General features: G+C 62.3%; 8 protein-coding genes and 2 tRNA genes. 7 read left to right on the top strand and 3 right to left on the bottom strand.

Features of this window, described 5'->3' with window-relative positions; genetic code table 11:
• Window positions 1-971: site-specific integrase (locus N3C12_11435; protein ID MCX8073049.1), on the top strand; the 971-nt coding region annotated here is incomplete at its 5' end.
• A 115-nt stretch (window positions 972-1,086) separates the two neighbouring features.
• On the opposite strand, the gene N3C12_11440 is transcribed toward N3C12_11435, so the two are convergent.
• Both N3C12_11440 and N3C12_11445 read right to left on the bottom strand, forming a co-directional pair.
• A tRNA-Lys gene (locus N3C12_11440) sits at window positions 1,087-1,160 on the bottom strand.
• A gap of 64 nt (window positions 1,161-1,224) precedes the next feature.
• Window positions 1,225-1,620, bottom strand: a complete 396-nt coding sequence (locus N3C12_11445; protein ID MCX8073050.1) for a YhbY family RNA-binding protein — start codon at window positions 1,618-1,620, stop codon at window positions 1,225-1,227.
• A gap of 213 nt (window positions 1,621-1,833) precedes the next feature.
• Here N3C12_11445 and N3C12_11450 point away from each other — a divergent pair, with 213 nt between their 5' ends.
• Complete coding sequence (locus N3C12_11450) at window positions 1,834-2,412, top strand: L,D-transpeptidase (GenBank protein ID MCX8073051.1); 579 nt, start codon at window positions 1,834-1,836, stop codon at window positions 2,410-2,412.
• 8 nt (window positions 2,413-2,420) lie between these two features.
• Here the strand turns inward: N3C12_11450 and sufT are convergent, their stop codons facing one another.
• Window positions 2,421-2,966: a putative Fe-S cluster assembly protein SufT gene (gene sufT, locus N3C12_11455; GenBank protein MCX8073052.1), complete on the bottom strand. Its 546-nt coding sequence runs from the start codon at window positions 2,964-2,966 to the stop codon at window positions 2,421-2,423.
• A gap of 1,052 nt (window positions 2,967-4,018) precedes the next feature.
• On the opposite strand from sufT, the gene N3C12_11460 reads away from it, so the two are divergent.
• From N3C12_11460 to N3C12_11480, 5 genes are all read left to right on the top strand, one after another.
• A tRNA-Glu gene (locus N3C12_11460) sits at window positions 4,019-4,093 on the top strand.
• A 212-nt stretch (window positions 4,094-4,305) separates the two neighbouring features.
• A complete protein-coding gene (locus N3C12_11465) occupies window positions 4,306-5,967 on the top strand; it encodes an acyl-CoA dehydrogenase family protein (GenBank protein ID MCX8073053.1) in 1,662 nt (553 codons plus the stop codon).
• A gap of 265 nt (window positions 5,968-6,232) precedes the next feature.
• The gene (gene scpA / locus N3C12_11470; GenBank protein ID MCX8073054.1) at window positions 6,233-8,407 is read left to right on the top strand and encodes a methylmalonyl-CoA mutase; all 2,175 of its coding nucleotides are present in this window, start codon (window positions 6,233-6,235) and stop codon (window positions 8,405-8,407) included.
• Complete coding sequence (gene meaB, locus N3C12_11475) at window positions 8,404-9,420, top strand: methylmalonyl Co-A mutase-associated GTPase MeaB (protein ID MCX8073055.1); 1,017 nt, start codon at window positions 8,404-8,406, stop codon at window positions 9,418-9,420. The genes scpA and meaB overlap by 4 nt, the downstream gene beginning before the upstream one ends.
• A gap of 89 nt (window positions 9,421-9,509) precedes the next feature.
• Window positions 9,510-9,748: hypothetical protein (locus N3C12_11480; GenBank protein MCX8073056.1), on the top strand; the 239-nt coding region annotated here is incomplete at its 3' end.

Raw genomic sequence — 9,748 nt, forward strand, 5'->3', positions numbered from 1 at the left:
ATGCGCACTATCGTGGACTCAACGTCGCGCCCGAGCGGCAAACGGTAGGAGAGTTCCTCGACCGCTGGCTTCGAGATTGTGTGCCTTCGCGAAGTCGACCACGAACCCTGGAAAGTTACTCGTCCGTGGCTCGCATCCACCTCAATCCCACCATTGGCAAGATTCCTTTGAACCGGCTCTCGCCGCAGCACGTCCAGCAGCTCCTCACAGCCAAGCTTCAAGAAGGCCTGTCTCCGCGCACGGTTCAGTACATTCACCGGGTACTCTCAATGGCACTAAATCAGGCCGTGAAGTGGGATCTTCTTCCGCGTAATGTCTGCCAAGCGGTGAGTCCACCACGGGTGACTCGATACAAAGTGGAGCCGTTGACCGCTGACGAAGCACGAAGATTTCTCGAAGCGGTTCGCGGCTCTCCGGAAGAGACACTCTTTGCCCTTACGATCGCTCTCGGGCTGAGGCTTGGAGAAGTGCTGGGCCTTCGTTGGGAGGATATCGACCTCGAGGAACGTACACTAAGCGTCCGCTATCAGCTTCAGTCGCGCGGCTCGAAAACACTTACCGAACCGAAGTCGGAACGGTCGCGACGGATGCTGCCGTTGCCATCGTTCCTCGTTGAGGTGCTGCGGGTGCACCGGAAGCGACAAAGGCAAATGCGTCTCCTGGCTGGCTCCCGATGGAAAGACACCCGCTTCGTGTTCACCACCACGGTGGGAACGCCCATGGACCCGCGCAGAGTGGGCCGCTTGTTTCACCGCGCCTTGGAGAAAGCAGGACTACCGCGCAAGCGCTTTCACGACCTGCGCCACACCGCCGCCTCTTTACTCCTCGCACAAGCAGTACATCCCCGGGTCATCATGGAACTTCTCGGCCACTCTCAGATTACCGTGACGATGAACACCTACGCGCACGTGATGCCACAACTGCAACGCGAGGCGGTGGATAAGGTCGGGAATCTCCTTCACCGTCCGTAGCGGGGGATGGGATGCCGAAAATGGCTGTCAGATTGGCTGTCAAAGGCCACCTCACCGCGGGCCGCCAAACGGGTGATATGCATGAATTCTTCGGAAAAACCGTGGCTTAGACGAGTGGGCCGTCAGGGACTCGAACCCCGGACCCGCTGATTAAGAGTCAGCTGCTCTAACCAACTGAGCTAACGGCCCTCGTGTGCCCACGTTCGCGTAACGAGCGCTTGTAGCGAGCACGGCGCGGTAGCGTCAAGCAGCCTCAACCCTCATCAGGATTCGCCTCAGAGGGTTGCGCAGCCTCCGCCTCGGGGCGCGGCCGGTACAAAATCGCCGTGTGGCCAATGAGACCACACAACGCCGCTCCGGTCGCTTCAGCGAGTTCCCTTGCCCAGCGGCGTTTGTCTTCCGGCCGGTGGCAACGCACCTTCACAAGCTCATGAGCCGCGAGCGCTTCCTCCACCGCACGCAGTACGGCTGCGGTCGTGCCTTGCTGACCCACCCGCACCACGGCTGCCAGATGGTGTGCGCGACCGCGAAGCAGCTTGCGTTGCTTACCCGTGAGCACCGGCGCAGGCCCCCGCGCGCCCAGCGGAATGGTCGCCTCGCTCGCCCCCGACTCGTCAGCTCCTCTTGTCGAATTCTCGTGCTTCACCATCGCTCAACCGCCGTTCTCTCCCCTCATAGCGCAATCGCTCGTTGGCGCCAGGACACCGAATGCAGTCCGCGGACTGCAAGCCCCCTAAACCTGCGCGCACCTAATCCCCAATTGGCCAAACCACAACAAGAGCTAGGGCCAGCAATCTACCGGCATTGCAAGACTTTGGTGCGCGTGCTTGCTCCTCGGCCGCAACAAGGAGGAGAAGTCGGCATGGTGCGGTTCGGGTGGTTTGCGGTACTGAGTGGACTCGTGCTCGTAGCGTCCACTCTGGCACCGGCTATGCCCTTACAGCAGTGGTTCGACCCAGAACCCACGGCTTACCGACTCGAAGTGGACAAGCGCCAAAGGGTCATGCACCTCTGGCGCGAGGATCATTTGCTCCGTTCGTTTCGCATCGCTCTCGGCAAGCAACCGAATGGCAGCAAGCAGCATCGTGGGGACGGCCGCACGCCTGTGGGTCGGTACTACATTGGCGACAAGCGCCCGAGCCGACGATTCAAGAAATTCCTGGCGCTCACCTACCCCAACGTGTCGGACGCCGAGCGGGCCCTGCAGCAGAACCTCATCGATCAGGAATTGTGGGCGGATATTTTGTTCGCCACTCTCGAGCGCGCACTGCCGCCGCAGAATACACCCTTAGGGGGCGGCGTCGGCATTCATGGTTACGGCGGGCGGGAGGAGCTGCCCATCGATTGGACCGAAGGCTGCATCGCCGTGAGCGATAGCGAGATCGATTACCTGTACGAAATCGTTCCCGTGGGAACCCCCGTGGATATTCGCGAAGAGTGACGCGGGGCTTAGTCCATCCCCAAGATTTGCCGGCCTTCCGGCGAGATCATGTGCGGACTCCAGGGCGGATCCCAAACGAGTTCCACCTCTGCCTCTTCCACCTCGGGCAGCGTCAGTAACTTCGCCCGCGCATCTTGCGCGATGTACACTCCCATGCCGCAACCAGGTGCCGTGAGCGTCATCTTCACCTCGACTCTCTTCCCACCGGCTGGGAGATCCTGAATCTGCAGGTCGTAAATGAGCCCGAGGTCGACGATGTTCACCGGAATCTCGGGGTCGTAACAGGTGCGCAGTTGCGCCCAGACGCGTGCCTCGAGGTCCCCCTCCGATTCACCTCCCGAGGCCTGCGTTCCCTGAGCCTCTCGCCCGATCGCATCGGCATCCGCTGCCTCGATGCGAAATAATCCCCCCATGCTGGGGATATTCACCGTGAAGTTGCCGCCCAGCGTCTGCGTGACGTAGCCAATTGTCCCGCGCGGGATCGTGAATCGCTCCCCACCCGGAATGGCAACGGCTGCACAGTCGCGCGCGAATTCCACACGTTCGTGATCCATTTGATCCATTCTCCTCCGCTGCCGTGCGAATCTAGGAGCCTCCACTCGCCGGGGCAAGCGGCAGGTTCCGCGACGGCAATGACGAATGGAGGGCCGATGCCGAGTGGTGAGTCGCGAGCGGCGAGTGCGAGTAGCAAGTGGCGAGTGGTGGGTTGGTGAACAGCGAATCGCGAGTGGACTGCGAGCGGCCAGTGGCGAATGCTGAATGGCCAACGGGGAAAACGTCGATGAGCGATCGTGTTGCCACCGGCTCCGCGCGCGTCCCCATCTTGGCACCCAGCGCCACCGCCAGCGTAGGGGCGACGCATGCGTCGCCCGCGCTGCCGTCGTGACACAACGCGACCACGCCGCCGCTGCCTCCCTCACGGCGGATCTCCCCACGGGCAGGCACAAGGCCTGCCCCTACAATTTCTATTTCTGTGCGCTTGCCGACGGCAGCGCACCGGCGGCGCCCCTCACCCTGTTGCCCTCTCCCCCCACAGGCAAGAGGGAGGATTTTCGTGAGGGGGGCATCGCCGCCAAAGGCCGGGCGCGCCGATCGCTCGCTGGCGCAGCCAGCGGCGCTATTTCGGCATCGGCAGCGGGATCTTCTTCCACCAGGGTGCGCCGGGTTGGTCGTACTTCGCTGCGGGCTTTGTGGCCGCCTGAGTAGGCTTCGCCTTCGGTTGGGACTTTGCCGACGCTTTTTTCGCCGACGCTTTGGCGGCGGACTTTTTTGCCGTTACCGTTTTCCTTGCCGTCGTCTTCCCAGCGGTCTTTTTGGTCGCCATATGCACAACCTTTCCCAGTGCTCGCTGCCGTTAGTTACAACCACGCGCTCACTCGCCGCGCAAGGGCGCACCCGCACCGCGCGCCTGCACAACAGCGCAGAGCGAGCTCGGCAGATGCGAGCCAGGTCCGCATCTGGATGGCCCCTGGCGCAACCGGCTAGCAATGCGAGGTCCCCGCAACGGTTTTCGCCGCACCTCGCGCGGCCAGCGGTGCGCGTGCCACAGGGTTGCGCAAACCGACCGCGCTGGCTAGCAACACGGCCTCGCGGCGCAGCGGTGCACGTCCCCGTCGTCTAGCCAGGCCTAGGACACCGGCCTTTCACGCCGGCAACACGGGTTCAAATCCCGTCGGGGACGTTCCCCCTCCCCTTCGGAATCCCAAACACCATGCTCGTTGTCGTTCGCGTCCGACACGTCGCTCCTGGGCGGCCGGTGCGGGCCACTGAGAGCGCCCCATGAGGGCTCACTCCTTTAGTTCCGCGTGGCACACTGGAGTCGCTCCCCCTGCGGTGGTAACAAAAATCAAATCTTGAGCCTCCCGTCGGCTCGGTTGGGAAAGGATTGTGCACATGAGCCAAAGAAACGTGTCCACGCTAGAACTCTCCGCGGTGGAGCGGCTGATCGATGCTGCTGCCGCAGTGCTCGACGATGCTCTGACCACCGCCCGCACCCGCACCGATCACGGCAAGGGCATCGACGCCGAGCAACCGCACTGCGAGCGCCTCGCCTACACCGCCACCGAGCTGCAGGCTGCGCGCGATTTGCTTCACTACGCGCGCGCTGCGCAAGGGCAAACCACAGAGGCTGGCATTTACACCGAGATGGCGGCGGTCTTTGCAGGGGAAGTGGCGCAAAAGCTCGCCTCTGCGGCTGATGCACATTTTGCCGACTTTGGTGTGACCAGCGAGCGGCTGAATGCCACTCTTGGCTCGCCCGAAATCAGGACAGTGCTGCGAGCTGCGGTCGACGACACTCGCGTGTGTGCCATCGGGCGCTTCGTCATCGAACAGCGGGGTGCCAATCACTGCTGGCTCGACAACGAACTCGCTGCAATGACCCGTGACTCCGTGCGCCAATTTGGCGAGGCCGAAGTGCTCCCAATTGCCGAGCGCATCCACCGGCACGACGAGCTCGTGCCCGATGAGCTCATCGCCAAGATGGCCCAGCTCGGGTTCTTCGGCATGTCTGTGCCGGAAGAATATGGCGGCGGTGGCATGGGCAACTTGCCAATGATCATTACCACCGAGGAACTCTCGCGCTGCTCCTTGGCCGCGGCAGGAAGCTTGATCACGCGGCCTGAAATTCTCACCAAGGCTTTGCTCAAAGGCGGCACTGAACGACAAAAACAACGTTGGCTTCCGCCCATAGCGCGCGGCGAAATCATGGTGGCGATTTCCGTCACCGAGCCCGACACCGGCTCCGATGTGGCCTCGATTAAATGCCGCGCGACCGAAGCCGAAGTGGGCGGCCAGAAGGGGTACGTGATCGACGGCGCCAAGGCCTGGTGCACGTTTGCCGGGCGCGCCAACGTGCTCGCGCTTCTCGCCCGCACCGATCCCGACCCCAAAAAGGGCGCCCGCGGGCTCTCGCTCTTTATCGTGCCGAAAGATCCGTTCTACGGTCACGCCTTCGAAATGCGCCAGCCCACCGGTGGCCTGCTGGTCGGCAAGGCCGACCGCACCCCGGGCTATCGCGGCATGCACTCCTTTACCCTCAACTTCGAACGCTACTTCGTGCCTGCGGAGAACTTGGTTGGCGAGGAAGGACAAAAAAACAAGGGCTTTTATCTGCAAATGGCAGGCTTTGCCGCTGGACGTTTGCAAACGGGCGGACGCGCCACGGGCTTGGCGCAGGCTGCCTTAGAGCGCACAGCCGAGTACGCCAACGACCGCAAGCAGTTTGGCCAACCGATTGGCCAATTCCAACTAACGCAGTACAAACTCGGGCGAATGGCTACCCACATTATGGCAGCTCGGCAACTCACCTATCGAGCCGCGCTCGCCATGGATCGCGACGAGTCGGTTTCTCTCGAGCCCGCGATGGCGAAATTGTTCGCCTCGGACGTTGCTGTCTGGGTCACTCAAGAGGGCCAATTGCTGCATGGCGGCTGGGGTTACGCGGAAGAATTCCCGATTTCTCGCTACGTCGTCGACGCCACCGTGTTACCAATTTTCGAAGGCGTAAAACCAATCTTGGAACTCAAGGTCATTGCAAGACAACTGCTGGCATGATCCCTAGCGCCCCTCACCTCATCGCCCGCGCGCGTAACTTTCCGCACAATGCCGAACGACACTGGACCCAAAGCGTACACGCCCCTCGACGCAACGCTGGCGAAGCGGCGACGACGCGGGGTACGCATCGGTGCCTCTTCGGTGTATTCTCTGGCGACGCAGCCAGTGAATCTATGCGCATGGCACAACCGCCGAGCAGTCCGCCGACCGCGGGAGTTGTATGGTGGAAAGTGTTAAAGGGAGTCTTTGCCAAGAGGAGCGTTTTATGAGCAAACAAGGTGATCGAGCCGACCTGGAACGCTGGCGGCAAATCGCCACGCAAGAGCGCAAGGGCCGGAGCCCCGACGAACTCGTTTGGCACACGCCCGAAGGCATCGACGTGAAACCACTGTACACACGCGCCGATGTCGAGGAGCTGGAGTTTCTCGACACCATTCCCGGCGACTTCCCCTTCGTTCGTGGACCACGCGCCACCATGTACGCGGAAAAGCCATGGACCATCCGCCAATACGCTGGCTTTTCTACCGCTGAAGAGTCCAATGCCTTCTACCGCGCCTGCTTGGCGCAAGGGCAAATGGGCCTTTCGGTTGCCTTCGACCTGGCTACTCACCGCGGCTACGACAGCGACCATCCGCGTGTGGTCGGAGATGTCGGCAAGGCTGGCGTGGCCATCGACTCGGTGGAGGACATGAAAATTCTCTTCGATGGCGTGCCGCTCGACAAAATGTCGGTTTCCATGACGATGAACGGGGCGGTTTTGCCGGTCCTCGCCAGCTTCATCGTAGCCGGGGAAGAGCAAGGTGTGCCGCGCGCAAAACTGACTGGCACGATCCAAAACGATATCCTCAAAGAATTTATGGTGCGCAACACGTACATTTACCCGCCCGGACCTTCGATGCGCATCGTGGCGGACATCATCGAATACACCGCCAAGGAAATGCCCAAATTCAATTCCATCTCGATTTCCGGCTACCACATGCAAGAAGCCGGAGCGACGTGCGACCTCGAACTGGCGTTCACGCTGGCAGACGGCCTGGAGTACGTGCGTGCTGCCCTTTCCAAAGGCTTGGACATTGACGACTTTGCCGGTCGGCTATCGTTCTTTTTCGCGATCGGCATGAACTTCTACATGGAAATCGCCAAGCTGCGCGCCGCCCGTCTTTTGTGGGCCACACTCATGAAGCGTTTGTTCAATCCGAAGAAGCGCGAGTCGCTGATGCTCCGCACGCATTGCCAAACCTCGGGGGCGAGCCTGACGGAGCAAGACCCGTTCAACAACATCGTCCGCACCACCATCGAAGCCATGGCCGCGGTGTTTGGCGGCACGCAAAGCTTGCACACGAATTCTTATGACGAAGCGATCGCCTTGCCGAGCGACACCGCCGCACGGATCGCGCGCAACACGCAGCTCATCTTGCAATTGGAGACGGGCATTCCCAAGGTGATCGACCCATGGGGCGGCTCGTACTTCATGGAGTCGCTCACCCATGCGCTCGCCCGCAAGGCGCTCAACATCATCGAAGAGGTGGAGGCCATGGGTGGCATGGTCAAGGCGATTGAAGCCGGCATGCCCAAACTCCGCATCGAAGAAACCGCGGCGCGACGCCAGGCGCGCATCGATCGCGGAGAGGACATCATCGTCGGCGTCAACAAGTTTCGCCTGCCGGAAGAACCGGAAATCGAAATCCGTGAAATCGACAACACCGCTGTGCGCGAGCGGCAAATTGAACGTCTCAAGAAGATCCGCGCCACCCGCGATCCGGCCAAGGTGGAAGCCGCGCTCAACGCGCTCACTCGTGCGGCAGAAACGGGCGAAGGCAACCTGCTCGCGCTGGCCGTGGAAGCGGCCCGCGCCCGTGCCACCGTGGGTGAAATTTCGGCAGCGCTGGAAAAGGTGTGGGGGCGCTATCAAGCCGAGGTCCGCACCATCTCCGGGGTGTACGGCGGCCAGTACGACGACGATCCGGAGTGGCAACAATTGCGCGCGGAGGTGGAAGCTTTCGCCCGTGAACATGGTCGCCGGCCGCGGATTTTGATTGCGAAGGTCGGGCAAGACGGGCACGACCGCGGCGCGAAGGTGATCGCCACCGCGTTTGCCGATCTAGGCTTCGATGTCGACATCGGGAGCTTGTTCCAAACGCCGGAGGAAGTTGCCCGACAGGCGGTGGAGAATGACGTCCACGTGGTCGGCATTTCCACCCAGGCGGGCGGCCACAAAACCCTCGTGCCGCAACTCATCCGCGAACTCGAGCGCCTAGGGGCAAGCGACATTATCGTTACCGTGGGCGGCATCATTCCCCAAAAGGATTACAAGTTCCTCGAGCAAGCTGGGGTGAAAGCGATTTTCGGCCCTGGGACGCATGTGCTCAAAGCCGCGCGGCGTGTGCTCGAACTCGTGCGCGAAGCCACGGAACCCGCCCCGAAGGTCGCCACCGCGTGAACCGAGCGTTGTCGTCGGCCGAAGCGCTCGCCGAAGGCCTGCTCGCAGGCAATCGGCGGGCGTTGGCCAAGGCCATCACGTTAGTGGAAAGCACCCGGCCCGAGCATCAAGCCGAGGCGCAGCGCTTGCTCGAACGGATCCTGCCACACACGGGAAAGGCGTATCGCATCGGTGTGAGCGGCGTGCCCGGGGTGGGCAAGAGCACGTTCATCGAAGCCTTTGGCCTCCACCTCATCGAGCAAGGGCAACGAGTGGCGGTGTTGGCGGTCGACCCTTCCAGCGCCATTTCCGGTGGCAGCATCCTCGGCGACAAAACCCGCATGGCGCGGCTCTCGGTGCAAGCCGAGGCGTTCATTCGCCCGAGTCCCTCGGGTGGCTCTTTGGGCGGCGTCGCTCGGCATACGCGCGAAGCGATTCTGCTATGCGAGGCTGCCGGTTTCGGCATCGTGGTTGTGGAAACGGTCGGCGTGGGGCAATCGGAGTTCACCGTTGCCTCGATGGTGGACTTCTTCCTCGTACTCATGCTCGCCGGTGCGGGCGACGAGCTGCAAGGGATCAAGAAAGGGATCTTGGAGCTGGTCGACGCCCTCGCCATTACCAAGGCGGATGGCGAGAACCTGGTGGCGGCGGAGCGCGCGGCTGCTGAGTATCGCTCCGCGCTGCGCTTGTTCCGCCATCACACCAGTGTGTGGGAACCGCCGGTCGTCACGGTGAGCGCTCTCACCGGGCACGGTATCGCCCGAGTGTGGGAAATCGTGCAAGAGCATCGCACCCGCCTCGCTGCCGCGGGCGAGCTCACGCGCAAGCGCGAGGCCCAGCAGCAAAAGTGGTTTTGGGACATGGTCCGCGAGGGCATGCTGGAGCACTTTCTCGCCCGACCCGACGTGCAGGCACTGCTGCCCGAACTCGAGCAGGCTGTGGTCGCCCACCGCCTGAGCCCCACCGACGCCGCTCAGCGGCTGCTGTCGCTGCTCGATCGACCGACCACAACCAAAACCCCCAACGAACGGTAGGGGCAACCCTTGTGGTTGCCCTGTCGCCATTCACCACAACGGGCCTAGGCGCAACAGGCACAGGGCAGGCACAAGGCCTGCCCCTACGGATGGCGTGGCGCACGTTGTGTGCGTCTGCGATTGCCCCCGTAGGGGCAACCCTTGTGGTTGCCCTGTCGCCATCCACCACACCGGTCCTGCCAGATACAGGGCAGGCACAAGGCCTGCCCCTACGGATGGTGTGGCGCACGTTGTGTGCGTCTGCGATTGCCACCGTAGGGGCAACCCTTGTGGTTGCCCTGTCGCCATTCGCCACAATGGCCCCCACAGACACTGGGCAGGCACAAGG

This window comes from Candidatus Binatia bacterium (genome assembly GCA_026415395.1).
GTDB lineage: Bacteria > Desulfobacterota > Binatia > HRBIN30 > HRBIN30 > HRBIN30.

Coding starts and splice junctions, on each gene's coding strand:
- scpA (MCX8073054.1), top strand. CDS start 6,233: ATGAGCAAACAAGGTGATCGAGCCGACCTGGAACGCTGGCGGCAAATC.
- N3C12_11450 (MCX8073051.1), top strand. CDS start 1,834: ATGGTGCGGTTCGGGTGGTTTGCGGTACTGAGTGGACTCGTGCTCGTA.
- N3C12_11465 (MCX8073053.1), top strand. CDS start 4,306: ATGAGCCAAAGAAACGTGTCCACGCTAGAACTCTCCGCGGTGGAGCGG.
- N3C12_11445 (MCX8073050.1), bottom strand. CDS start 1,620: ATGGTGAAGCACGAGAATTCGACAAGAGGAGCTGACGAGTCGGGGGCG.
- sufT (MCX8073052.1), bottom strand. CDS start 2,966: ATGGATCACGAACGTGTGGAATTCGCGCGCGACTGTGCAGCCGTTGCC.